Origin of the sequence: Sphingomonas sp. SORGH_AS_0870, assembly GCF_031453175.1 — a bacterium.
GTDB lineage: Bacteria > Pseudomonadota > Alphaproteobacteria > Sphingomonadales > Sphingomonadaceae > Sphingomonas.
The window spans coordinates 3209536-3235001 of sequence record NZ_JAVIYW010000002.1 but is presented as its reverse complement, the minus strand read 5'-3'; the positions used below and the strand labels follow the sequence as shown (position 1 = coordinate 3235001).

Genomic DNA, 25466 nt, shown 5'->3' with positions numbered 1-25466 from the left:
GATGGGGAGGGGGACCGCGCCCGAAGGGCGTGGTGGAGGGGCCTTGCCGGTCCGTCTCGCCCCTCCACCATCGCTGTCGCGACGGTCCCCCTCCCCAAGCGAGCTTGGGGAGGATTGGTTTACGCCCCCGCCTTCGCGATCCGTTCGCGTGCCTCGCGTTCGATCGTCTCCAGTTCGTCGACCGTCTGGACCAGCGCGGTCATCTGCTGGCGGAGTTCGCCGATCCGCGCATGGCATCGCTCGGCCAGCGCGCGCATTTGTTCGACATGCTGGGGATCGGCATCGTACAGCCGCAGGAACTCCTCGATCTCGCGCAGCGAGAAGCCCAGCCGCTTGCCGCGCAGGATCAGTTGCATCCGCGCCGTCTCCCGCTTGGAATAGACACGCGCGGTGCCCACCCGTCGCGGCTCGATCAGCCCGCGATCCTCGTAGAAGCGCAACGTGCGCGTCGTCACCCCCAGGCTGTTGGCGACATCCTGGATGCCGCGCAACTCCTCCGTATCCGTCACTTCGCCTGTTCCCCCACTGGCCGCGCCGCCGCCGCCTTTGCCAATTCTTCCTCGACCAGTTCCTTTTTCGACAATTTGCCGATCAGGGTCTTGGGCAGGCTTTCGCGGATTTCGACTTCGCGGGGAAGCTCGATCTTGCTGACCTTGTCCTGAAGGAACACACGCAGTTCCTCGGGCGTCGCGTGATGATCGGCGGCCAGCTTGACGAAGGCCTTGGGCGACTGGCCGCGATAGGGGTCGGGGATGCCGATCACGACCGCCTCGGCGACGGCGGGATGCTCGTACAGCGCCTCCTCGATCATGCGGGGATAGACGTTATAGCCGCCGCACAGGATCACGTCTTTGATCCGGTCGACGATGAACAGATAGCCGTCCTCGTCCAGATAGCCGACATCGCCGGTGCGCAGCGCGCCGTGGATGAAGACCTGTTCGCTCTCGGTGGGCTTGTTCCAATAGCCGGACATGACCTGCGGGCCCCGCGCGCAGATTTCGCCGACCTCGCCCGGCGGCATCAGCCGGTCGAGATTGTCGCGGTCGCGGATCTCGATGATCGTGCCGGGGAAGGGCAGCCCCGCCGATCCGCCCTTGTTCTCACCCAGAATCGGGTTGCAGGTGATGATCGGCGACGCTTCCGACAGGCCATAGCCCTCGACCAGCTTGCCCCCGGTCGTGGTCTCGAACGCCACGCGCACCTCGGCGGGCAGCGGCGCGCCGCCCGAGATACAGGCCTTGATCGCCGACAAGTCGACCTTGCGCGCCTCAGCCACACCCGCAATCGCATTGTAGATGGTGGGGACGGCCGGGAAATAGGTCGGCTTGCTGCGGGCAATGGTCTTGAGCACTTGGTCCAGCTCGAACCGGGGGAGCAGGATCATCTCCGCACCGACCCGGATCGCGAAGCTGAGCACCGTGGTCAGCGCAAAGACGTGGAAGAGCGGCAGGACGCCCAAAATGCGTTCCTCGCCGATCATTTCCTCGCCGCCGGTATGGATGACCATCGCATCGGCATTGGCGATCAGGTTGGCGTGCGACAGCATCGCCGCCTTGGGGCTGCCGGTGGTGCCGCCGGTATATTGCAGCACGGCCACATCGTCGGGCCTGGCCGATACCGGGGTCAGGGTGCCGCCGCGCTTCATCATCTGCGCGAAGCTCAAATGGCGGGGTGAGGGGCCGGGGGCGGCGATCATCGACCGCTTGAGCAGGCGATAGGCCAGCCCCTTGATGGTCGGCAGCGCGTCGGCCACGGGGCAGGCAATGACGTGGCGCAGACCCAGCTTCTCGGCGACATGGGAGACGCGGCCGTAAATGTCGGGAATGTCGCAGGTCGCGATGATCTCCGCGCCCGAATCCTCCAGCAAGTGGCACAGCTCGCGCTCGACATAGAGCGGGTTGACGTTGACGACGATGCCCCCCGCCTTCAGCGTCGCGAAATAGAGGACGGGATAATAGATGATGTTGGGCAGGCACAGCGCGACACGGGTGCCCTGCTTCACCCCCAGCGCCTGGAGCCCGGCGGCGGCCTTGTCGACCATCGCGCCCAGTTCGCCATAGCGGGTGATTCGGCCCATGAAGTCGATGGCGGGGCGATCCCCGTGCCGCCGTACCGTGGTCTCGAACATGTCGGTCAGTAGCCGCGGCTCGAAGACCAGGGGACGTCCCGCCGCCTGACCCGGTACACCGCCTGTCGTGGTTTCCCCGATGGCTCCTGCCGTCATCGCGTCGCTCTCCTATATCTTTTTTCGACCATACCCGGTTGTCGATTGCGGTCGAGTTGCTTATTGTCTTGACGTATAGGGTAGGTAACGCACCTTAACGTTAGGCCGCAAGCCCATAAAGAGAGGATTGGATGACCAACATCGTGATCGCAGGCTATGCCCGCTCTCCCTTCACCCAGGCTGGCAAGGGCGCGCTCGCACGGGTTCGTCCCGATGACCTGACCGCGCAGGTGGTTCGCGGCCTGATCGAGCGGACCGGCGTCGATGCATCGGAGATCGAGGACATCATCCTGGGCTGCGCCTTCCCGGAAGGCGAGCAGGGCATGAACGTCGCGCGCCTCATCGGCCTGCTGGCGGACCTGCCGCTGTCGGTCGGCGGCATGACGGTGAACCGCTTCTGCGGATCGTCCATGTCGGCCATCCATATCGCCATGGGCCAGATCCAGATCGGCGCGGGCGAGGCGTTCATCTGCGCTGGCATCGAGTCGATGAGCCGGGTGCCGATGGGCGGTTACAATCCGCTGCCCAACCCCGAACTCGCCGCCGCGCGACCGGGTGCCTATATGGGCATGGGCCAGACCGCCGAGAATGTCGCGACCAAGTACCAGATCACCCGCGCCGAGCAGGAAAAATTCGCGGTCGCCAGTCAGAAAAAGGCCGCAGAGGCGCGCGCCGCCGGGCGCCTCGCCGATGAGATCGTGCCGATCCACACCAAGGCGGGCGACGTGACCGAGGATGGCCTGATCCGTCCCGACACGACCGAAGAGGTGCTGTCCGGCCTGAAGCCCGCCTTCGACAAGGAAGGCACCGTCACGGCGGGCACCGCCTCGCCGCTGACCGATGGCGCGGCGGCCGTGCTGGTCACGTCGGAAGAGTTCGCCAATCGTCACGGCCTGAAGATCCTCGCCCGTATCAAGGCGGTCGGCATTTCGGGCTGCGAGCCCGAGACGATGGGCCTGGGCCCGATCGGCTCGTCCAAGAAGGCGCTGGAGCGTGCGGGCATCTCGGCGGGCGACCTCGACGTGGTCGAGATCAACGAGGCCTTTGCCAGCCAGGCCATCGCCTGCATCCGCGACCTGGGGCTGAAGGACGAGACGATCAACAAGGATGGTGGCGCGATCGCGATCGGTCATCCGCTGGGCGCGACCGGCGCGCGCATCGTCGGCAAGGCGGCGGCTCTGCTGGCGCGCGATGGCGGCCAGTACGCGCTCGCCACCCAGTGCATCGGCGGCGGGCAGGGCATCGCGACTGTGCTGGAGCGTGCATGATGACTGACACGATCAACAAGGTTTGCGTGATCGGCGCAGGCGTGATGGGCGCTGGCATCGCGGCGCAGGTCGCCAATGCCGGTGTGCCCGTCCTGCTGCTCGACATCGTGCCTAAGGACGGCACCGACCGCGACGCCATCGCCAAGGGTGCGGTCGCCAAGATGCTCAAGACCGAGCCCGCGCCCTTCATGTCCCCCGCCGCCGCCAGGCTGGTCGAAACGGGCAATATCGAGGATCATCTCGACAAGGTTGCCGAATGCGACTGGATTGTCGAGGCGGTGGTCGAGCGGCTGGACATCAAGCAGGCGCTCTATGCCCGGCTGGAGGAATTGAAGCGGCCGGGGACGGCGGTGTCGTCCAACACCTCGACCATCCCGCTCGGCCATCTGGTGGAGGGGCGGTCGGAGCAGTTCAAGCGCGACTTCCTCATCACCCATTTCTTCAATCCGCCGCGCTATATGCGGCTGATCGAGATCGTCACTTCCGAGCATACCGATGCCGGTGTTGCGGCCAAGGTCGAGCAGTTCGTCGATCACCGCATGGGCAAGCGGATCGTCCGCGCTAAGGATACGCCGGGCTTCATTGCCAACCGTATCGGCACCTATTGGCTGGCGGTTGCGATCAACGCGGCGATGGACCAGGGGCTGACCGTCGAAGAGGCCGACCAGATCGGCGGCCGTCCGATGGGCGTGCCCAAGACCGGCATTTTCGGGCTGATCGATCTGGTCGGCATCGACCTGATGCCGCTGCTCGCCAAGTCGCTGTCCTCGACCTTGCCGGAGGGCGACGCCTATTTCGACACGATCCGCCCGCTACCGCTGGTCGACAGGATGATCGCGGAGGGCTTTACCGGCCGCAAGGGCAAGGGCGGCTTCTATCGCCTCGACCGCAAGCCCGACGGCACCAAGGCCAAGCAGGCGATCGACCTGAAGACCGGCGAATACTGTGCCGAGAAGAAGCCCGAGCGTCTGCCCGGCCGCGCCGAAAAGGACCTGGCCGCGCTCGTCGCGACGCCGGGCAAGGTCGGCGACTATGCCTCGGCGATCCTGGGCCCGGTCCTGTCCTATGCTGCCGGTCTGGTCGGTGAAGCGGCGGACGATGTGGTCGCGATCGATGACGCGATGAAGCTGGGCTATAACTGGAAGTTCGGCCCGTTCGAGCTGATCGACCGGCTGGGTCCGGGCAAGCTGGCCGAGCGGCTGCGCGCCGAGGGCAAGCCGGTTCCGGCGCTGCTGGAGACGGCGGGCGACCGCCCCTTCTACCGCGTGGTCGATGGCAAGCGGCAATATCTGACGCTCGGCGGCGAATATGCCGATGTCGTCCGCGCCGAGGGTGTGCTGCTGCTCGAAGACATCAAGCTGCGCTCCGAACCGCTTCTCAAGAACGGCTCGGCGGCCGCTTGGGATGTCGGCGACGGCGTCGTGGCGTTCGAGTTCACCGGCAAGATGAACGCGCTCGACGAGCAGGTGCTGTCGCTGCTGCAAAAGACCATCGCGCTGGTAAAGAGCCAGTATAAGGCGCTGGTCATCTATAATGAGGGCAGCAATTTCTCGGCCGGGGCCAATCTCGGCCTCGCCATGTTCGCGGTGAACATCGCGGCCTGGGGCGAGGTCGACAAGCTGGTCGTCGCGGGGCAGCAGGCGTATAAGGCGCTGAAATACGCGCCCTTCCCGGTGGTCGCGGCTCCGGCTGGCATGGCTTTGGGCGGCGGGTGCGAGATCCTGCTACACGCCGATGCGATCCAGGCGCATGCCGAAAGCTATATCGGGTTGGTCGAGACCGGCGTCGGTCTGGTGCCCGGCTGGGGCGGCAATGGCGAACTGATCGACCGCCTCGCCAAGTCGCCCAAGATGCCGAAAGGTCCCATGCCCGCCGTGATGAAGGCATTCGAGACCATCTCGACCGCGCAGGTGTCGCGCTCGGCGGCTTTGGCCAAGGACCTTGGCTATCTTCGCAAGGACGATGGCATCACCATGAACCGCGACCGCCTGCTGGCCGATGCCAAAAGCAAGGCGCTGTCGCTGGTCGAGGGCTATCAGCCGCCGGAAAAGCCGGTCTTCCGCCTGCCGGGTGCGGCGGGACGGGTCGCCTTCAACGGTGCGGTCGCCGATTTCGCCAAGAAGGGCGTCGCCACGCCCTACGACGTGGTGGTCGCGGGCCGTCTGGCGAACATCGTCACCGGCGGCGAGGCCGACATCATCGACGAGGTGAGCGAGGATCAGCTGCTCAAGCTGGAACGCGCCGCCTTCATGGAAAGCGTCAAGGACGCGCGGACCCAGGCGCGGGTCGAGCATATGCTCGAAACCGGTAAGCCGCTGCGCAATTGATCGGGAGAGGATAATCCCATGCAAGTCTATAACGCGCCGCTGCGCGACATGCGTTTCGTCCTCCACGAATTGTTCCAGGAGGACGAGTTCGGCCCCGTCGCGGGGCAGGACGAATTCGGCCCCGAACTGTACGACGCCATCCTGGAGGAAGCGGCGCGCGTCACACAGGAGGTCCTGCTGCCGCTCAACGCCACCGGCGACATCGAAGGGTGCAAGCTGGAGAATGGCGTCGTTCGCACGCCTGCCGGATTCAAGGACGCCTATAGCCAGTTTTGCGAGGGCGGCTGGGCCGCGCTTGCCTCGCCGGTCGAATATGGCGGGCAGGGGCTGCCCGAGGCGGTGAACAAGCTGGTCGAGGAGATGATCTGCGCGACCAACCTGTCGTTCAGCCTCTATCCCGGCCTGACCCATGGTGCCACCACCGCACTGATGGGCCATGGCTCGGAGGACCTGAAGAGCTTCTACCTGCCCAAGATGATCTCGGGCGAATGGTCGGGCACCATGTGCCTGACCGAGGCGCATTGCGGCACCGATCTGGGCCTGCTCCGCACCCGCGCCGAACCGCAAGAGGATGGGTCGTACCGGCTGACCGGCGGCAAGATCTTCATCTCGGCGGGCGACCATGACCTGACCGACAATGTCATCCACCTCGTCCTCGCGCGCACGCCAGATGCGCCCAAGGGCGTGAAGGGGATCAGCCTGTTCCTGGTGCCGAAATATCTGCCCAAGGATGACGGCTCGGTCGGCCCGGCCAACGGCGTCAGCGTCGCGGCGATCGAGCACAAGATGGGCCTGAAGGCGTCGGCCACCTGCCAGCTGGAGTTCAACGACTCCAAGGGCTGGGTCGTGGGCGAGCTGAACAAGGGCCTGGCCGCCATGTTCACCATGATGAACACCGAGCGCGTCTCGGTCGGCATCCAGGGCCTCGGCATCAATGAGATCGCCTATCAGTCGGCCGTCGCCTATGCGAAGGACCGGTTGCAGGGCCGCGCGCTGGGCGGGGTCAAGCGCCCCGACCTGCCCGCCGACCCGATCATCGTCCACCCGGATGTTCGGCGGATGCTGATGACCATGCGCGCCTATGCCGAAGGCTGCCGTGCGCTGGGCCAATGGGCCGCACGCGCGCTGGATGCCGAGGCGAATGCGGTCGACCCGGCCGACAAGTCGCGCGCGGCGGACTTCGTCGCGCTGATGACCCCGGTCGTGAAGGCGCTGTTCACCGACCTGGCCTTCGATGCGGCCAATATGGCGGTGCAGGTCCATGGCGGCCACGGCTATATCCGCGACCATGGCATCGAGCAGTTCGTCCGCGACGCCCGCATCGCCCAGATCTATGAGGGCACCAACGGCGTCCAGGCGCTCGACCTCGTCGGCCGCAAGATGCCCGCGCATATGGGCCGCTATATGCGCCCCTTCTTCCATGCGGTGTCCGAACAGGTCGAGGCGCTGGTCAAATTCGAGGACAAGGCAATCGCCGGCTGGGCCGCGGGGATGCAGCAGGCGTTCGGCGCGCTCCAGCTCAGCACCGGCATGATCGCGCAGAAGGGGATGAAGGACCCCGAGGAAGCGGGTGCTGCCGCGACCGACTATCTGCGCCTGCTCGGCCTGGTCGGCATGGGGCATTGCTTCCTGAAGTCGGCGCGGATCGCGACCGCGAAACTGGCCGAAGGCAGCGACGAGGCGGGCTTCTACAACGCCAAGCTCGCCACCGCCGGTTTCTTCTTCGATCGCATCCTGCCGCAGGCGACGGCGGCGTTCCTGGCGATCAAGTCGGGCAAGCGCTCGACCATGGCGCTGGAGCTGGAGGCGTTTTGATGGTCATGATGTCGGCGGGCCTTGATTGCGGCCCGTCGGCATTATACGCATAGGGCATTATCCTATGCGTCATATGATGAACGTATAGGGAAATCTGGGCGACCGTGAAAAGGCGGCGTCCGGCCCGGATCATCGGGCATGGAGAGGAGAAGAGGCATGTTGTTGAGCCTGACAGCCATGGCGCTGGCCGCCGCCGGAGCGAACGCCGATACGGTGATCGGCCGTTGGCAGACCCAGACGCGCGGCGGCGTGGTCGAGATCCAGAAATGCGGAACGTCGGTCTGCGGCCGCGTCCTGACCTCGGAAAAGCTGCGCACCAACCCGGCGCTGACCGACCAGAACAACCGCGATCCCAAGCTGCGCAATCGCCCGCTGAAGAACCTGCTGATCCTGCAGGGCTTCTCACAGGACGGCGCGGCCTGGAGCGGCGGCACCATCTACAATGCCGAGGATGGCAAGACCTATAGCGCGAAGCTGACGCCCGAGGGGCCGGATACGCTGAAGGTGCGCGGCTGCGTCTTCGTGCCGCTGTGCAAGACGCAGACCTGGACCCGCATCCGCTGATCCGCCACGTCGCCATCCAACACAAGATTCGGGGAATAAGATCATGACCAAGCGCTTCAGGGCTCCGCTTCTGGCCTCTGCCATCCTGTCGTCCTCCTTCGCCTTTGCGGGCGCGGCGCACGGCCAGGCCTTTTATCTTCAGGAACAGTCGACGCGGGGGCAGGGCCGCGCCTTTTCGGGCGAGGGCGCCGATACCGGGGCCTCGTCGCTGTGGTGGAACCCGGCCTCGATCGCGGGGATGGAGCGCGGCGAGGCGGTGCTCGGCGCCTCGGCGATCATCCCCAAGGGCGACGTGGTCGATACCGGCACGCTGATCCGTCGGCCGGGCCAGACCACCTTCCAGCCGGTCGGCGGCAACCGGGTGTCGAGCGATCCGATCAATCGCGGCGTCGTGCCCTCGGGCGCGGTCGCCATCCCGCTGAACGACCGGGTCGCGGTCGGCCTGGCCGTCACCTCGCCCTACAGCTTCACGACCGAATATGACGGCAACAGCTGGGCGCGGTACAGCGCGCTCAAGACCGAGCTGCGGACCATCGACATCCAGCCTTCGGTGGGCATCGCGCTGCTCGACTGGTTGCGCGTCGGCGGCGCGCTCAACGTCGAATATACCAAGGCCGAATTGGGCAATGCGCTGCCCAACCTGTCGTCGCAGCTGGCGGACGGGTATCAGCGGCTGAAGGGCGATGGCTGGGACCTGGGCTGGACCGCGGGTGTCCAGCTGCACAATGACTGGGCGACGGTCGGCATCAGCTACAAGTCGAACATCAAGCACAAGCTGAAGGGCAGCCTGGAGGTGGGCGGCCTGCTCGGCCCCCTTGCCGGGCAGAACCGGACGATCGACGGCGCGACGGCGGAATTCTATACCCCTGCGCAGATCATCGTCTCGGGCCGTTTCCGCACCACCGACAAGCTGACGCTGAACGCACAGGTCGTGCGCTTCACCTGGGCCGATTTCGACGCGATCCGGCTGGGCGCGCCGATCAACACCGCGATCCCCGAAAATTACCGCAACAGCTGGTCGCTGGCGGGCGGCTTCGACTATGCGGCCAATGATCGCCTGACGGTGCGTGCCGGTGTGCAGCGGGGCATCACCCCGACGCAGGACGGCAATCGCGACGCGCGCGTGCCCGACGCCAATCGCTGGAACTACTCGATCGGCGGGTCGTACAAGCTGACCCCGCGCTTCACGCTGGACGCGGCGGGCAGCTATATCGACTTCGCCAACGCGACCATCGATCGCCGTACCGCCGCCTATGCGGGCACGGCGGTGCAGACGCCGATCCTGACCTCGGGCCAGGTGCAGAATGCGCGTGCGTTCGTGGCGTCGATCGGCGGCCGCTTCAGCTTCTGATTGAGAGAGTGGTTATGAAGATCGTCGTGCCCGTGAAGCGGGTGTTGGATTATAACGTGAAGCCGCGTGTGAAGGCAGACGGGACGGGCGTCGATCTGGCGAACGTGAAGATGAGCATGAACCCGTTCGACGAGATCGCGGTGGAAGAGGCGATCCGGCTGAAGGAGAAGGGGGCGGCGACCGAAGTGGTCGTCGTCTCGATCGGCGAGCCCAAGGCGGCGGACACGCTGCGCACCGCGCTCGCCATGGGCGCGGACCGGGCGATCCTGATTACCGCCGACCAGGCGCCCGAGCCGCTGGGCGTCGCCAAGCTGCTCGCCAAGGTGGTCGAGGAGGAACAGCCCGGCCTCGTGATCCTGGGCAAGCAGGCGATCGACGGCGACAACAACCAGACCGGGCAGATGTTGGCGGGCCTGCTCGGCTGGGCGCAGGGGACGTTCGCGTCGAAGGTCGAGATCGAGGGTGACAGCGCCAACGTCACCCGCGAGGTCGATGGCGGTCTGGAGACGGTGGCGCTGACGCTGCCTGCGATCGTCACCACCGACCTGCGCCTCAACGAGCCGCGCTATGCCTCACTGCCCAATATCATGAAGGCCAAGTCCAAGCCGATGGCGACCAAGACTGCGGCCGATTACGGCGTCGACATCGCGCCCCGGCTGACGATCACCCATGTCGCGGAGCCCGGCAAGCGCCAGGCGGGCGTCAAGGTCGGCTCGGTCGATGAGTTGGTCGAGAAACTGAAAGCACTGGGAGTGGCCAAGTGAAGACGCTGGTTTGGGTCGAGCATGACGGCGGGACCGTCAAGGATGCCACGCTGGCAACCGTCACGGCGGCCGCCAAGCTGGGCGAGGTGCACTTGATCGTCGCAGGGCAGGGTGTGGACGGCGTCGCGCAGGCCGCCGCGAAGATCGTGGGCGTCGGCAAGGTCCATGTCGCCGACGATGCGGCATACGCCAACGCGCTCGCCGAGAATGTCGCGCCGCTGGTGGCCGAGTTGATGGGGCATCACGACGCCTTCCTCGCGCCGTCGACCACGACGGGCAAGAATATCGCCCCGCGCGTCGCCGCCCTCATCGACGTGATGCAGATTTCGGACATCCTGTCGGTCGAGGGGCCGGACAGCTTCACCCGGCCCATCTATGCGGGCAATGCGATTGCGACCGTGAAGACCAGCGACACCAAGCTGGTCCTGACCGTCCGCACCACCGCTTTCGAAAAGGCGGCGGCCGAGGGTGGTTCGGGCACTATCGAGGCGGTCGGCTCGACCGGCGATGCGGCCAAGTCCCGCTTCGTGGGCGCGGAGAAGGCCGAGAATGCCCGGCCCGAGCTCACCAGCGCCAAGGTCATCGTCTCGGGCGGCCGCGCGCTGGGCTCGGAGGAACAGTTCCACGCGCTGATCGACCCGCTTGCCGACAAGCTGGGTGCCGCCGTCGGCGCATCCCGCGCGGCGGTCGATGCGGGCTATGCCCCCAACGACTATCAGGTCGGCCAGACCGGCAAGATCGTCGCACCCGAAGTCTATGTCGCGGTCGGCATCTCGGGCGCGATCCAGCATCTGGCGGGGATGAAGGACTCCAAGGTCATCGTCGCGATCAACAAGGACGAGGATGCGCCGATCTTCCAGGTGGCGGACATCGGCCTGGTCGGTGACCTCTTCGCCATCGTCCCGGAACTGACCGACAAGGTCTGAGGACAGGCGCATCCCGGTGTCGGCCGGGATGCGCCGTTACCGGCGGGGGCGGCGCATCCCAATATCGTTGATTTATGTGAGAAATGCGCAGGAAATCCCGTTGCCTGCTTGTTCCCGCCACGCCGGTCCGGTTAGCGTTAGCAGATGAATGAGAATATGATGGGAGGAAGCGAGCGGCGCGTGCGCACGATCGCGGATCTGGCGCAGCTGGCGGGGGTGTCGCCGGGCACCGTGTCGCGTGCGCTGGCCGGCAAGGCGCTGGTCAACGAAGAGACGCGGCGGCGCATCCAGTCGCTGGCCGACGAGCATGGCTTTCGCCCCAACCAGATGGCCAGCCGGTTGCGCACCCGCCGGACCGGGGTGATCGGGATCGTCGTGCCGCTGGGGCATGAGCGTCGCCAGCATCTGTCCGACCCGTTCTTCATGACCATGCTGGGCTATCTGGCCGATGCGCTGACCGAGAGCGGCTATGACGTGATGCTCTCGCGCATCATCCCCGATGCCGAGGACTGGCTGGACCGGGTGGTCGATTCGGGGATGGTCGACGGCGTCCTGCTGATCGGCCAGTCCAACCAGTATGACGCGATCGAGCGGGTGGCGCGGCGCTATCGCCCGCTGGTCGCCTGGGGCGTGACGCTGCCCGATCAGGTGCATGTCGCGGTCGGCACCGACAATCGCGCGGGCGGGCGGCTGGTCGGCGAACGGCTGATCGCGCGCGGATGCCGTCGCATCGCGTTTCTGGGCGACGCCAGCGCGCCCGAAATCCGCCAGCGCCATGACGGCGTGGCCGAGGCGATCGCGGCGGCGGGAGTGGATGCTCAGCTGATCCAGCTCGCCACCCATCTCGCCTCCGACCTGATGGAACGGGAGATCGCGGCGCATATCGACGCGTTGCTGGAACAGGGCGGCGGCACCCTGCCCATCGACGGCATCGCCGCGGCCTCCGACATGATCGCGATGACGGCGGTGCGCGTGCTGACCGACCGCGCGATCATCGTGCCCGACGCGCTGCCGGTGATCGGCTATGACGACCTGCCGCTATCGGCGCAGGCGGTGCCGCGCATCACCACCATCCGCCAGGATGTCGCGACTGGTGCGCAGGCGATGGTCGACGCGCTGTTCGCGCGGATCGCGGGCCAGGAAGCCGGATCGGTGATCCTAACCCCCGAACTGATTGCCCGCGATTCCGCCTGACCGGGCTCAATCGCGCGCGATCGTCACCCGGTCTCCGTCAAAGGCCAGGCGGAACCACGGTGCGGCGGTGCCCCCGAAACGCTGGCGACGCAGCGCCGGGTCGGCACCGGCGTCGCGGCCCTCCAGCCCCCAATAGTCGACGAAGCTGATGACATCGCCTTCGCCGGTCACCCACCAGCAATAGGCCTGGGTCGGTTCCTCGACCGGATTGCCCGCGACCAGGCCGGTGCCGTTGACCGGCCGCCACGGCCCGTCGAACCGCTCCGCGACCATCGCATAGAGCCCGGTCGGCGCGCCCAGGCCGGGGGCGAAGCGCTTGGCCTGGGTCGACCAGAAGCAGTAATAACGGCCGTCGCGCAGGATGATGTGCGGCCGCTCCAGCTCGCTGTTGACGCCCAGCGATTCGATCAGCGGCGGCTGGATCGCCCAGCGGTCGCCCTGGCGCTTCGCCACGCCGACCACGCCGTCGATATCCTGTTTCACCCAGCCCGCCGATCCGACGAACAGCAGATACTCCGCCCCGTCTGCCAGATCGCGGAAATAGCCGGGATCGCGAAAGCCCTTGATGCCGCCATTTTCGGGTTCGGCCTGGTTGGCGACGATATAGTGATGCCCGTCCGCCGCGACGCTCTCGATCGGTGTGCTCCATCCCTCGGTGCGCGCCTCCTCGCCCTCGACAACGAAGCGGCCGACCGTCTCGAACAATCGCTGCTCGAAGGTGCGCGGACCGCCGCGCCGTCCCGAGGCGGTGAAATACATGGTGAGCGTCGTGTCGTCCTCGCCCAGCACCGCCGAGCCCGACCATTCGCGGCTGCCCGGCGTGAAGCCGTCGGGGAAGGTCACGCCGTGATCGCGCCAGCCGTCCGCGCCGTGGCTGGTCAGCCGGATGCGCGCTTCGTCATGGCGCATCTCGGGGTCCTCGAAGCGCGGCGTGGCGAGGAAGAACCACCAGCTCCGCCCGCCGGGAAGGGCGGTGCGGCCATCGGCATAGGCGATCTGCCACATGTCCCACAGGTCGTGGTCGGGCAGGATCGGCACGACATCGGCGGCGGTGAAGACGGGCAGGCGGGCATCGTCTTGCGCGGCGATCCCGGCCAGCGCCTCGGCCGACCAATGGGCGGGGGTGATCGTCATAATACCTCGGAGCAGAAAGGGGGGAGGGGGGATCAGGCTTGCGGCACCGCGCCCAGGGGCAGGCCGTCCCGCCCCCGCGCGCGCACCGTGAACACGGAGACGGCGGCCAGCAGCATCAGCACACCGCACAGGGTCAGCACATTGCGCGGATCGCCGCCCAGCCAGTCTTGGTAGAACAGGGGCAGGGTGACGCCGAAGATCAGCATCGGAATGACGATCATCATGTTGAAGATGCCCATATAGACGCCCGTCCGCTCGGGCGGGATCGAGCCCGCCAGGATGACGTACGGGTTGCCCATCATGCTGGCCCAGCCCAGCCCGATGCCGATGGCGGGCAGGAACAGCATCGCCTTGCTGGTGACATGGGGCATCGCGATCATCCCGATGCCGGTGATGACCAGGCACAGCGCGTGGAGCGGCGCCGCCCCCCAGCGCTTGGCCAGCGGCACCATCGCAAAGGCCGCGACGAAGGCGACGCCGTTATAGAAGGCCGCGACCTCGCCATTGGTCAGCACGGCCGCATGGAAACCCGAGGACGTCGCATCGGCGGTGCCATAGACCGAGCGGCCGATCGCATAGATGACGTAATTCCAATAGGCCATCATCGCATACCATTGGAACAGGCTCATCAGCGCCAGCTTGCGCATCGGCATCGGCATGGCGCGGATCGCGTCGCCGATCTCCTTGAGCACCGGCCCGATCCCCTTGGGCGCGGCGGCGATGCGCGCACGGTCCGCCTCGCTCGTCGGTAATTCGGGCACGCGCCGGATCGACCAGACGATGGTGATGAAGGACAGCGCCGCGCCGATCATGAAGACCACGCGCGCCGTATAGGGGATATTATGCCCGTCCACCCAATCGGGGTTCATCCCCGCCCAGACCAGGATCGAGGGGGTGAGGAAGGCGAGCATCTGCGCCAGGCCGGTAAAGGCGCTCTGGGTCAGGAAGCCGATATTATGCTGCGACCCGTCCAGCCGGTCGGAGACATAGGCGCGGTAGGGCTCCATGGTGATGTTGTTGCCCGCGTCGAGGATCCAGAGCAGCGACACCGCCATCAGCAGCGACGAGCTGAGCGGCATGAAGAACAGCCCCAGCGCGCACAGCACCGCGCCGACCAGGAAATAGGGGGTGCGGCGTCCCCAGCGGCTGTCGGTCCGGTCGCTCATCGCGCCGATCAGCGGCTGGATCAGCAGGCCCGTCATCGGCCCGGCCATCTGCAACAGCGGAATCTGCGCCTCAGACGCGCCCAGATAGCTGTAGATCGGCGCCATATTGCCCTGTTGCAGCCCGAAGCTGAACTGAAGGCCCAGAAAGCCCAGATTCATCTCCAGGATGCGGACCAGCGAAAGGCGGGGTTTGATCGGGGCCATGGTTCCGGCGGCGGGGGTGGACGGGGTCATCGAGATCCTCTCGCACGCGGGGATGGGCCATGGTCTATCGCTGGCTTGCCGCGTCGCGCGGGATCATGCCGCGCCGCGCAAGGGATTGCAACAAACGATTGCATGAACGGAGGCGCATGTTTCGCTCCCAAAGTGGCACGGCCTGCGACCGATCAGGGCGTCGTCATCGCCCGACCGGCCACGCGTGCCCCGCGCGGAAGGCCTCACCGCCCGCCGGGCGGCAGGTTCGTCTCCAGATAGCGGGTCATCAGCGAATAGAGGTGGATGCTGGTATTCTCGCCCTCATAGATGCCGTGGCTGCGGTCGGGATAGGCCATCATCGAGAAGGGCTTGTTGAAGTGGATCAGGCGATCCACCAGCTGGTCCTGGTTCTGATAATGGACATTGTCGTCCAGCGTGCCGTGGATCAGCAGCAGATTGCCCTTCAGCCGGTCGGCGAAGGTGATCGGCGAACCATTTTTATAGCCGTCCACATTGTCCTGCGGCAGCCCCATGTAACGCTCCTGATAGATGGTGTCATAGAGCGTCATGTCGGTCGGCCCGGCCACCGCGATGCCGGTCTTGTAGAGGTCGGGATAGCGGAACAGCGCGTTCTGCGTCATCGCGCCGCCGCCGCTCCAGCCCCAGATGCCGATCCGGTCGGGATCGATATAGGGTCGCGTCGCCAACATCGTCTTCACGCCCGCGGCATAATCGGCGGAGGCGAGGATGCCGACCTGGCGATAGATGCTCTTGCGCCAGTCGCGCCCGCGCGGGGTGGCGGTTCCGCGCGGATCGAGGCTGGCGACCAGATAGCCCTTTTGCGCCAGCATCCGGTGCCACAGACCCTGCGCCCCCGCCCAGCGGTCCGCGACCGTCTGGCCCCAGGGTTCGCCATATACGAAGTACAGGATCGGATAGCGCTTGGCAGGATCGAAGCCCGGCGGCTTGATCAGCCAGCCGTCGAGCTGCGTGCCGCCCCCGATATCGACGCGGAAGAACTCGGTGGCGGGCAGGCCGCTGTCCCGGACGACCTTGGCCAGCGGCGCGTTGGCGGCGAGCGTGCGCAGCGGCTGCTGGCGCGTCATGTCGAGCATGTCGGTCACCGGCGGCGCATCGAAGCGGGACACGGTGTGCAGCGCCCAATGCTCGCCCGGCGCGATGTCGTAGCTGTGCGTGCCCGGCTGACCGGCGGGGGTCAGCCGCTCGACCTTCGGGCTGCCCGACAAGGTGGTGCGATAGAGGTAACGCTGGGTCGGATTGTCGGGCGAGGCGATGAACCAGGCATAGCCCGCCTTTTCGTCGACATTGAGCAGCTCGACCACGTCGAACTTGCCCGGCGTGCGCAGGCTCGCGCGGCCGCTGGCCCGGTCGATGGTGTAGAGATGCCGCCACCCGTCGCGTTCGGACAGCCAGGTGAAGCGGCGCCCGCCGTTCAGCCATTCGGGCGCGACATTGGCCTCGACCCAGGCGGCGTCCTTCTCGGTCATCACCGGCCGGACCGAACCCGTCGCCGGATCGCCCAGCAGCACCTTGTACGTGTTCTGAAGCCGGTTCGACTGCTGGATGAAGAGCGCGTCCGATCCGCCCGCCCAGCTCATCTGCGGCACATAGTTCTGGCGCGGGTCGCCATCGAGCTTGAACCAGCGGGTCTGGCCGTCCGCGACGTCGACCGCCGCCACCGTTACCGCCGAATTGGTCGTGCCCGCCTTGGGATATTGCAGCGGAATGACCTGCGAATATTGGCCGCCGGTATTCTTGATCATGTCGAACGTGCCGACGCCGCGCGTGTCGAAACGGAAAAAGGCGATCCGCCTGGAATCCGGGCTCCAGTCAAAGGCGCGGTGGACCGAGAATTCCTCCTCATAGACCCAGTCGGCCAGGCCGTTGACGATATAGTCGTCGCCGTCCTTCGTCAGCGCCAGCGCCGTGCCACCCTCGACCGGCTCGACATACAGGTTGTTCTTGTGGACATAGGCGATGCGGCGGCTGTCGGGCGAGATGCTGGCATAGAGGGTGGTCGAGGCGGGCAGGTTGCCGCCGACCCGGTGCAGCTTGCGCGTCGTCCGGTCGAACAGCCAGTAATCGGCCAGCGCATTGGTCCTACGGAAACGCTGGCCATTGGTCTGGATCAGCAGCCAGCGGTCGTCGGGCGACCATTGATAGCTGTCGATGTCGAGCGGTGCGGTCGCGCCCGGCGGGACCAGATCGGTCGCGGGCACTACGACCGTCCGCGCGCCGTCGGCGATCGTGTAGCGCACGATGTCCTGCCCGCCCTTGGGGCCCGCCTCCAGCGCGAGATAGCTTTCGCCGTCCTTGCCCCAGCGGCTTTCCCGCACCGATTGCGTGCGGACCGCGCCGGGCCCGAAAATGGTTTCGACCGACAGCGACGGGGCAGCGGGCGTCGTCGCGGTCTGCGCCGCGACGGGCAGGGAAAGGGCCAGCGGGGAAAGGGAAACCAAAAGTCCGGAAATTCGCCAGCACGACCGCATCGACCCGCCCTATATTCGCTTGCAAAGTGCATAGCGTAACGGTGTCGGCCAAAATCGTATACAGAAATCTGCGTGGCGATTGCAGCCGATGCGATTACAGACGGAGGCGGTTCGCGACGAGGAAAGGAACAGCCGGGTCATGACATCGGGGATCGACCATGTCGCGATCATCGGCGGCGGCTTTGCGGGCACGCTGCTGGCGATCAATCTGGTGCGCCATGGGGGCCCGCGCGCCACGCTCATCGAGCGGCGGGCGAACCAGCTGGCGCGCGGCGTCGCCTATAGCGCGGCGCATGCCGAGCATCTGCTGAACGTCCGCGCGGGCAATATGAGCGCGCTGCGCGACGATCCCGATCACTTCGTCCGCTGGCTGGTCGCGCGCGGGGCGGGGGATGCGAAGACCTTCGTGCCGCGCCGGGTCTATGGCGACTATCTGCGCGACCTGCTGATGGAGACGATCGCGGCGGACCCCGCGCGGCTGACATTGGCGAGCGGCGAGGTGACGGCGCTGGAGCGGGCGGCGCAGGGCTATCGGCTCGATCTGGCGGAGGGCGGTTCGCTCGGCGCCGATGCGGTGGTGCTGGCGCTGGGCAATCTGCCGCCGCATACGCCGCCGGGGATCGATCCCGCCGTGCTGGACCAGGGCTGTTATCGCGAGGACCCCTGGGCGGGCGACATTGCCGAGGGGCTGGGCGCGGACGATCGGGTGTTGCTGGTCGGCAGCGGGCTGACCGCGATCGATGCGGCGTTGCTGCTGGACGCGAGCGGCTTTGGCGGGCGTATCGTCGCCATCTCGCGCCGTGGGCTGGCGCCGCGCCGTCACGCCGAGACCCCGCTGGTCGCGCCGCTTCGCGAACGCCCCGCCGCCAGCCTGTCGGCGTTGGTCCGCCATGTCCGCTGCGCCGCCGCCGAACAGGGCTGGCGCGGTGCGGTGGATGCGTTGCGGCCGGTGACGCAGATGATGTGGGGCGCGGCCGATGGCGCGACACGCGCGCGCTTCCTGCGGCATGTCCGCCCCTATTGGGACGTGCACCGCCACCGGCTCGCCCCGTCGGTCGCCGACCGGGTCGATGCGCTGGTCGCGGCGGGGCGCCTGTCGATCGCGGGCGGCAAGCTGGTGCGGGTCGAGCCGGACGGCGCGGGGGCGGTGGTCCATTGGCGACCCCGCGGGGCGGAGGCGGTGGAGACGCTCCGCGTGGCGCGGATCGTCAACTGCACCGGGCCGCAGGGCGACCTGCTCCGCTCGCGCGAACCGCTGATCCGGCAGTTGCTGGCGGGCGGCATGATCCGGCCGGATGCGCTGCGGATCGGGCTGGAGGTCGATGCGCAGAGCCATGTCGTCGCGGCCGATGGCGGGGTGGACGACCGGCTCTATTGCATCGGCCCGATGACGCGGGGCGGCCTGTGGGAAGTCGTCGCGGTCCCCGATCTGCGCCAGCAGAATTGGGAACTCGCCCGCCGGCTCGCCCATGCGCAATGGGTGGGCGGCGAGGGGCTTTGACCTTTTCCCTTCGATAAGCCGCGTCGTTACGCGGTCGCCCCGATGCGCTTCAGCCAGTCGGCATGGCTGAGCATCGAGTCGGCCATCTGTCCGATCGCGTCGGCCAGCTTGCCGACGAACGCGCGGCTCTGTGCGGGGTCGCCATAGCTGAGCAGCGGGTCGCGGCCCTCGGGGATGTTGAACTGGCCGAGATGCACCGCCGCCCAGCTCGCCGGGCCGAACAGGTCCATGTCGCGCGCAACCAGCCGCCCGCTCTCGCGGAAATGGCCGATCTTCATCGCCAGCGTGTCGGGGATCGGCATGGCCGCGCAGTCGCGCCATAGCGGCGTATCGGTCCGCTGCGTCAGCTTGTAGTGCAGGATGATGAAGTCGCGGATCCGCTCATATTCGGTGATCGCGACGCGGTTATATTCCTCGATCGCGGCGGGGGCGAAGGCGCGGGTCGGGAAATAGGCGAGCAGCTTGGCGATGCCCGCCTGGATCAGATGGATGCTGGTCGACTCGAGCGGCTCCATGAACCCGCTCGACAGGCCGATGGCGACGACGTTGCGGTTCCAGAATTGCTTGCGCCGCCCCGTCGTGAAGCGCAGCGGTCGCGGATCGCCCAGCGGCTCGCCGTCCAGATTGGCCATCAGCGTCGCCGCCGCCTCATCGTCCGAGACATGGCGGCTGCAATAGACATAGCCGTTGCCGGTGCGATGCTGGAGCGGGATGCGCCATTGCCACCCGGCGGCGCGCGCGGTCGAGCGGGTATAGGGCGTCAGGCCATCGCCGCCGGTCACGCACGGCACCGCCACCGCGCGGTCGCAGGGCAGCCAGTGCGTCCAGTCCTCATAGCCGGTCGCGAGCGCCTCCTCGATCAGCAGCCCGCGAAAGCCCGAGCAGTCGACGAACAGGTCCGCCGCCAGCACGCGGCCATCCTCCAGCGTGACCGAGGCGACATGACCGCGCCGGCCCTCCAGCGCATGGCCCGCGATCCGCCCCTCGACGCGCACCACGCCGCGCGCCTCGGCATATCGGCGCAGATAGCGGGCATAGAGCCCGGCATCGAAATGATAGGCATAGTCGAAGGTCGAGGCGACGCTGCGCGGATCGGCCATCGGCGCGGCGAACCGGCCGCGTTTGGCCGCGCCCCACGCCATCGACAGTTCGTCGAACGGCACCGTCGCCCCCTGGGCCCCGCCCGCCGCCAGCCAATGCTGATGCACCGCGACCAGATCGAAGGATTTGCCGTGCGTGCCGAAGGGGTGGAAATAGCGATGCCCCTCCCGACCCCAGCCGACGAACTCGATCCCCAGCTTGAAGCTGCCCTTCGTCTCGCGCAGGAACTCCGCCTCGTCGATGCCCAGCGTCTGGTTGAACAGCCGGATCGGCGGGATCGTCGCTTCGCCGACCCCGACCGTGCCGATCGCATCCGATTCGACCAGCGTGATGGTCAGCCCGCGCGGCATCGCATGCGCCAGCGCGGCGGCGGTCATCCACCCGGCGGTGCCGCCCCCGACGATCAGGACCGACCGGATCGCCTCGGCGGGGCTGTCGCTCATCATGCCATCCTCTCCCTTTTGCCGCGCCATAGCATGCAAAGGTTTGCGATCCCACCGTCTCGATGCCCGGCCGAACACTGTGTTTTTCCGATCACAGTTAACGGATTTTTATGCAATGGTTTGCAAAGTCAGACTTGCAAACGATTGCTCATGTGATAGCCAGTCTCCACGACATCCCGGCCACCGGGGCGAATCAGGAGAGGGTGAATGACGACGGGCGTTCTGCGGTCTTGCGGATCGATGGCGGCTCTGGCGATGGCACTGGCCAGCGCACCGGCCTTTGCACAGGCGACGAGCGCGCCGGCGGCTCCTGCCGCGCCGGCTCCCCAGGCGGGCAGCATCCCCGATGCGGGCGTGTCGAGCGAGGACATCGTCGTCACCGCCACAAGCGGCGAGCGTTCGCGCTTCCGCAGCTCGATCTCGGTGTCGCAGGTCAGCCAGGAGGCGATCCAGAATTTCACGCCGCGCTCGACCGCCGAGATCCTGCGCAACATCCCCGGTCTTCAGCCCAGCGACACCGCAGGGCCTGGTGGTAACGCCAATATCGGCGTGCGCGGCATTCCGGTGTCGACCGGCGGTTCGGAATATGTCTCGCTTCAGGAAGACGGCCTGCCCGACGTCCTGTTCGGCGACATCAACTTCGGCAACAACGACTATTGGCTGCGCTTCGACCAGAATGTGAAGACGGTCGAGGCGGTGCGCGGCGGTTCGGCCTCGACCTTCGCCAGCCAGGCGCCGGGCGCGGTCATCAACTTCATCAGCAAGACCGGCGAGACCAAGGGCGGCCAGATCGCCTATTCCAACGGCCTGGGCTTCCGCGAACACCGTGTCGATTTCGACTATGGCGGCCCGATCGACGACAATACGCGCTTCCACATCGGCGGCTATGCGCGCAACGGCGGCGGCTACACCAACGAGAATTTCAACATCCTGCGCGGTTACCAGATCAAGGCGAACATCACCCGCGATCTGGCCGACAATCGCGGCTTCATCCGCCTGTATTTCAAGCGGCTGGACGAGCAGGCGCCGACCAACACCACCACGCCGACGCTGGCGACGCTGGACGGCAACCGCGTGACCGGCTTCACCCCGCTGCCCAATTTCGACGGGCGTTCGGGTTCGGCCTATACGATCTACAACCGCAACTTCCAGTATCTGGACTATGACAATGGCGGCGTGAAGTCGGCCGAGGTACAGGGCATCCATCCGCGCGTCACCGGCATCAGCGGCCAGATCCATTACGATTTCAACGACAATATCTCGCTCGACGACACGATGCGCTATCAGTGGATCAGCGGGAACTTCACGACCCAGTTCATCAACGTCCAGACCCGGACCGGCAGCGGCGGGCTGATCGGATCGACCGTCAACGGCCAGACGGTCGGGTCGATCCGCTATGCGGCGGGGCCGAAGACCGGCCAGCTGTTCACGGGTTCGTACATCAACAACAATCCGAACATCAACGTGTTCATGAAGAACATGGACAACTTCGCCAACAACCTGACCCTGAACGGCAAGTTCCAGGTCGGGCCGGGCAAGGCGCGGCTGACCGCCGGCCTGTTCGTGATGCGCCAGAACATCGTGCAGGACTGGCACGTCAACCGCCAGTATAGCGAGCTGAACGGCGAGAATGCCGCGCCGCTCGACCTGTTCTCGACCACCGGCACGCAGCTGACCGCCGCGGGCCAGGCCGGGTTCAACGACAATTGGGGCAGCTGCTGCGCACGCCGCGTCGACCTGACCTATACCGATGTCGCGCCCTTCCTTCAGGCGGGCTATGAGGTCGGCGGGCTGAACCTCGACGCCTCGATCCGCTATGACAGCGTGCATGGCGAAGGCACCGCGCAGGGCGGTATCGCTGGCCCCAACACCCGCGTCTCGGATGCGCTGGGCTCGGCGGTGATCCCCTCGCTGGTGCTGAACCCGACCGCCGAGAAGATCAACTATACCGATGGCTATGTCAGCTGGTCAGTCGGCGCGCTCTATGCGTTCAACAGCAAGACCAGCGTCTTCGCCCGCGCCAGCCGGGGCGGCCGCTTCAACGCCGACCGCCGTGTCCTGTCGGGCAATTTCAACGCCGACGGCTCGCTCAACAGCCAGGGGCAGGCAACCTCGGTCAACTATCTCAACCAGCAGGAAATCGGCCTGAAGCAGCGCGGCGGCATCTTCGGCGCGTCCTATTCGGTCGAGATCACCGGCTTCCGCTCGACGCTGACCGAGAACAATTACGACTTCACCCGGATCAACAACCCGGCGCCGAACAACAATCCGAACATCTCCAACGGCTATCGCTCGCTGGGTATCGAGTTCAGCAGCCGGGTGAGCTATGGCAATTTCCATCTGGCCGCCGATGCGACCTATGCGAATTCCAAGATCACCAGCAGCGCGACGCCGTCGCTGGTCGGCAAGAAGCCCGGCGGTCTGCCCGACTTCCTGTTCGTCGTGTCGCCCTCCTATGACGCCGGTCCCATCGCGTTCGGCGTCAGCGTGAACGGCCAGACCAGCACCAAGTCGGACGACTTCAACCTGTACACGATCAAGGGTTCGACCTTCGTCAACGGCTTCGTGACGGTGCGCCCGACCGAGCGGCTGGAACTGGGCCTGAACGTCAACAACCTGTTCAACAAGCTGGGCTTCCGTGGCGGCGGCGGGCTGTTCCCGATCCTGTCCTCGACGCAGGGCGTGTTCAACAATACCGCGCTGTACGGGCGCACGGTGACGGGGTCGATCCGCTATCGTTTCTGACAAAGACTCTCCCTGGGGCGGGTGCCACTTGGCATCCGCCCCGCTTTTCGTTCAGGAGGCTGGCCATGACCGATCTGGCTCCACCCGCCCGCACCCTGAAGGACATCGCCCGGCTGGCAGGCGTGTCGCCCGGTACCGTCAGCCGCGCGCTGGCAGGCAAGAGCGTGGTCAATGCCGAGACGCGGCAGCGGATCGAGGCGCTGGCCGCCGAGCATAATTTCCAGATCAACCAGATGGCCCGTCGCCTGCGCGCCCAGCGAACCCGGCGTCGTCGGGGTCGCCATCCCGCTGGGTCACGAGCGGCGGCAAAGGCTGTCCGACCCCTTCTTCATGACGTTGCTCGGCCATCTCGCCGACGAACTCGCGGCGCGCGACCATGACGTGATGCTGTCGCGGATCATCCCCGACGACGATGACTGGCTGTCGCGTATCGCCCGGTCGGGCATGGTCGACGGCGTGCTGCTGATCGGCCAGTCGGACCAGCTGGCGGTGATCGAGGCGGTGGCCGCGACCTATCGCCCGCTGGTCGTCTGGGGCAGCAGCCTGCCCGGCCAGCGGCATTGCGCGGTCGGGGTCGACAACCGGCTGGGCGGCCGGATGGCGGGCGAGCATCTGCTGGCCGCCGGGCGGCGTCGCATCGCCTTCATGGGCGAGGTCCGCACGCTGGAGCTGGAACAGCGCCATGCCGGGCTGTGCGATGCGCTGGCCGGGGCAGGGCTGGAGCCGCCGCTGCAATTCGACGTGGCGCTCGCGCCCGAGCTGATGCCCGACCAGATCGCCGCCAATCTGGCGCGGCTGCGCGAACGGGGGCAGACGGTCGACGGCATCGTCTGCGCCTCGGACATGATCGCGATGGCGACGATGGCGGAACTCGTGTCATCCGGCCTGAGCGTGCCGGGCGATGTCGCGGTGACGGGGTTCGACGATCTACCGCTGGCCGAACGCGCCATTCCGCGCCTGACCACCATCCATCAGGACCTGCGCGCCGGGGCCGAGGCGATGGTCGCCGCGCTGTTCGCACGGATGGAGGGGCGGGACGTGCCCGGCGTCGAGATGCCGCCGCGCCTGGTCGTCCGCGATTCCGCCTGACCCGAAAAAAGGTGCGGTCCGCTGGGAGATCGGACCGCACCGTCAGGATGGGAGTACGCTTATGGGAAGGGACCGGCGTGGCCAGGGTTGCGCCCCGGTCCCTTCATGTCAGGCCAGCGTCAGGCCGACATCGACATTGCCCCGCGTGGCATTGGAGTAAGGGCAGATCTGGTGCGCGGCTTCGACCAGCTTCTCGGCCTGGGCGCGGTCGAGGCCGGGCAGGGCGATGGTCAGGTCGGTGGTGATGCCGAAACCACCCGCCGCGCGCGGCCCGATCCCGACCTTGGCGGACACCGACACATCGTCGGGCACCTTCACCTTCAGCTGCTGTCCGGCGACCTTCAGCGCGCCGATGAAGCAGGCCGAATAGCCCGCCGCGAACAGCTGCTCGGGATTGGTGCCCTCGCCGCCGGCGCCGCCCAGTTCCCTGGGGGTCGACAGCTTCACGTCGAGCGTGCCGTCCTGCGTCCGGGCATGGCCGTCGCGACCGCCGGTGGCGCTGGCCTGGGTTTCGTATTTCACGTCGATCGTCACGGTCGGTCTCCGATGGTTCGATAATCGTTATCGCGATACATATATGGCGTTGCGGTTCGGGCTTGTCCAGCGCTTCTTTTATCGCGATATGTATTTCCTGCTCAAACGGGAGATGGCGGATGTCGGCGCCCTGGCCGCTCGACGAACAACTGTGCTTCGCGCTTTACGCGGCCAATATGGCGATTCAGCGGACCTACAAGCCGCTGCTCGACCAGCTGGGGCTGACCTATCCGCAATATCTGGCGCTGCATGTGCTGTGGGAGGAGGACGGTCGCACGATCGGCGCGATCGCCCAGCGGCTGGCGCTGGAGTCCAGCACCGTCACCCCGCTGGTCAAGCGGCTGGAGGCGGCGGGGCTGGTGGCGCGCGAGCGCGATCCGCAGGACGAACGCCAGGTCCGCGTCCGCCTGACCCCCGGCGGGCAGGATCTGCGCGACCGATGCGGATGCCTGGGCGAGGAACTGATCGCGCGGGCGGGAATGCCGGTCGACGATCTGCGCGCGCTTCAGGCCGAGGTGCAGGCGCTCCGCCGCGCGCTGGAGGCACGCGACGCGGGCGAGGCTTGATCCCCTACGATCCTGCGCCGTCCGCCATGAACGGATGGCGAGGATCGCG

Annotated in this window: 18 protein-coding genes and 1 pseudogene; 12 read left to right on the top strand and 7 right to left on the bottom strand. The window is 66.7% G+C overall.

Annotated elements, in window-relative coordinates:
• Positions 1–119: 119 nt before the first annotated feature.
• On the bottom strand, positions 120–509 hold the full coding sequence (locus tag QE363_RS14925; protein ID WP_307099869.1) for a MerR family DNA-binding transcriptional regulator: 390 nt from the start codon (positions 507–509) through the stop codon (positions 120–122).
• Positions 506–2224, bottom strand: coding sequence for a long-chain-fatty-acid--CoA ligase (locus QE363_RS14920; protein WP_405053190.1), 1719 nt, complete (start codon positions 2222–2224; stop codon positions 506–508). Before QE363_RS14920 ends, QE363_RS14925 begins: the two co-directional genes overlap by 4 nt.
• Before the next feature lie 131 nt (positions 2225–2355).
• Between QE363_RS14920 and QE363_RS14915 the strand changes: the two genes are divergently transcribed.
• From QE363_RS14915 to QE363_RS14880, 8 genes are all read left to right on the top strand, one after another.
• Positions 2356–3492 (top strand): thiolase family protein, encoded by a 1137-nt coding sequence (locus tag QE363_RS14915; protein ID WP_309696491.1) that lies wholly within the window; start codon positions 2356–2358, stop codon positions 3490–3492.
• The gene (locus QE363_RS14910; RefSeq protein WP_309698217.1) at positions 3492–5819 is read left to right on the top strand and encodes a 3-hydroxyacyl-CoA dehydrogenase NAD-binding domain-containing protein; all 2328 of its coding nucleotides are present in this window, start codon (positions 3492–3494) and stop codon (positions 5817–5819) included. Before QE363_RS14915 ends, QE363_RS14910 begins: the two co-directional genes overlap by 1 nt.
• A gap of 18 nt (positions 5820–5837) precedes the next feature.
• Positions 5838–7634, top strand: a complete 1797-nt coding sequence (locus tag QE363_RS14905; RefSeq protein ID WP_309696489.1) for an acyl-CoA dehydrogenase C-terminal domain-containing protein — start codon at positions 5838–5840, stop codon at positions 7632–7634.
• A gap of 156 nt (positions 7635–7790) precedes the next feature.
• Complete coding sequence (locus QE363_RS14900; protein WP_309696487.1) at positions 7791–8198, top strand: DUF2147 domain-containing protein; 408 nt, start codon at positions 7791–7793, stop codon at positions 8196–8198.
• Positions 8199–8241: 43 nt separating this feature from the next.
• Positions 8242–9549 carry an outer membrane protein transport protein gene (locus QE363_RS14895; RefSeq protein WP_309696485.1) on the top strand — a complete coding sequence of 436 codons (1308 nt, stop codon included), beginning with the start codon at positions 8242–8244 and terminating at the stop codon, positions 9547–9549.
• 14 nt (positions 9550–9563) lie between these two features.
• On the top strand, positions 9564–10313 hold the full coding sequence (locus tag QE363_RS14890; RefSeq protein ID WP_309691274.1) for an electron transfer flavoprotein subunit beta/FixA family protein: 750 nt from the start codon (positions 9564–9566) through the stop codon (positions 10311–10313).
• The gene (locus QE363_RS14885) at positions 10310–11239 is read left to right on the top strand and encodes an electron transfer flavoprotein subunit alpha/FixB family protein (protein ID WP_309696483.1); all 930 of its coding nucleotides are present in this window, start codon (positions 10310–10312) and stop codon (positions 11237–11239) included. The genes QE363_RS14890 and QE363_RS14885 overlap by 4 nt, the downstream gene beginning before the upstream one ends.
• Before the next feature lie 156 nt (positions 11240–11395).
• Positions 11396–12433: a LacI family DNA-binding transcriptional regulator gene (locus tag QE363_RS14880; RefSeq protein ID WP_405053189.1), complete on the top strand. Its 1038-nt coding sequence runs from the start codon at positions 11396–11398 to the stop codon at positions 12431–12433.
• A 6-nt stretch (positions 12434–12439) separates the two neighbouring features.
• On the opposite strand, the gene QE363_RS14875 is transcribed toward QE363_RS14880, so the two are convergent.
• The 3 genes from QE363_RS14875 to QE363_RS14865 form a co-directional block, all read right to left on the bottom strand.
• The gene (locus QE363_RS14875; protein WP_309696481.1) at positions 12440–13567 is read right to left on the bottom strand and encodes a glycoside hydrolase family 68 protein; all 1128 of its coding nucleotides are present in this window, start codon (positions 13565–13567) and stop codon (positions 12440–12442) included.
• 32 nt (positions 13568–13599) lie between these two features.
• Complete coding sequence (locus QE363_RS14870; RefSeq protein ID WP_309696479.1) at positions 13600–14967, bottom strand: MFS transporter; 1368 nt, start codon at positions 14965–14967, stop codon at positions 13600–13602.
• Positions 14968–15170: 203 nt separating this feature from the next.
• A complete protein-coding gene (locus tag QE363_RS14865) occupies positions 15171–17408 on the bottom strand; it encodes a DPP IV N-terminal domain-containing protein (protein WP_309696477.1) in 2238 nt (745 codons plus the stop codon).
• A gap of 169 nt (positions 17409–17577) precedes the next feature.
• On the opposite strand from QE363_RS14865, the gene QE363_RS14860 reads away from it, so the two are divergent.
• On the top strand, positions 17578–18939 hold the full coding sequence (locus tag QE363_RS14860) for an FAD/NAD(P)-binding protein (protein ID WP_309696475.1): 1362 nt from the start codon (positions 17578–17580) through the stop codon (positions 18937–18939).
• A gap of 26 nt (positions 18940–18965) precedes the next feature.
• On the opposite strand, the gene QE363_RS14855 is transcribed toward QE363_RS14860, so the two are convergent.
• On the bottom strand, positions 18966–20483 hold the full coding sequence (locus tag QE363_RS14855) for a tryptophan 7-halogenase (RefSeq protein ID WP_309698215.1): 1518 nt from the start codon (positions 20481–20483) through the stop codon (positions 18966–18968).
• A gap of 207 nt (positions 20484–20690) precedes the next feature.
• Between QE363_RS14855 and QE363_RS14850 the strand changes: the two genes are divergently transcribed.
• Together QE363_RS14850 and QE363_RS14840 are read left to right on the top strand one after the other, a co-directional pair.
• Positions 20691–23228 (top strand): TonB-dependent receptor domain-containing protein, encoded by a 2538-nt coding sequence (locus tag QE363_RS14850; protein WP_309696473.1) that lies wholly within the window; start codon positions 20691–20693, stop codon positions 23226–23228.
• Between the two features lie 65 nt (positions 23229–23293).
• Positions 23294–24317: pseudogene (locus QE363_RS14840) on the top strand (LacI family DNA-binding transcriptional regulator).
• A 108-nt stretch (positions 24318–24425) separates the two neighbouring features.
• Here the strand turns inward: QE363_RS14840 and QE363_RS14835 are convergent.
• Positions 24426–24851, bottom strand: a complete 426-nt coding sequence (locus tag QE363_RS14835) for an organic hydroperoxide resistance protein (RefSeq protein ID WP_309696468.1) — start codon at positions 24849–24851, stop codon at positions 24426–24428.
• Between the two features lie 119 nt (positions 24852–24970).
• Between QE363_RS14835 and QE363_RS14830 the strand changes: the two genes are divergently transcribed.
• Positions 24971–25417, top strand: coding sequence for a MarR family transcriptional regulator (locus QE363_RS14830; RefSeq protein ID WP_309696466.1), 447 nt, complete (start codon positions 24971–24973; stop codon positions 25415–25417).
• Positions 25418–25466 lie beyond the last annotated feature (49 nt).